At 63.8% G+C, this 450-nt stretch carries 1 pseudogene; it reads left to right on the forward strand.

The features are described from left to right. Positions 1-15: 15 nt before the first annotated feature. Positions 16-450, forward strand: a pseudogene (locus B2J89_RS23370) (ABC transporter permease); the annotation flags it as partial.

Here is a 450-nt window from a genome sequence, read left to right on the forward strand (position 1 = left end):
GAAAGCACCCCAATGATGGGTTTCAACCTGCACGGCGTGCGCGCCATCTACCGCTTCGAGATGAACCGGGCCTTTCGCACCTGGGCGCAAAGCCTGATCGCGCCGGTGCTCTCGACCTCGCTCTACTTCATCGTCTTCGGCTCGGCCATCGGCTCGCGCATGGGCGACATTGGCGGCGTGGACTACGGCGCCTACATCATCCCGGGCCTGCTCATGCTCTCGTTGCTGAGCGAAAGCATTTCCAACTCGTCCTTCGGCATCTACATGCCCAAGTGGTCGGGCACGATCTACGAGTTGCTGAGCGCGCCGGTCAACTGGGTCGAGGTCCTGCTGGGCTATGTGGGCGCCGCCGCCACCAAGTCGCTGATGGTCGGCGTGCTGATCCTCGCGACGGCGCGGGTGTTCGTGCCGTACGAGATCGCGCACCCGGTGTGGATGGTGGGCTTTCTG

This window comes from Acidovorax sp. SRB_24 (assembly GCF_012931925.1).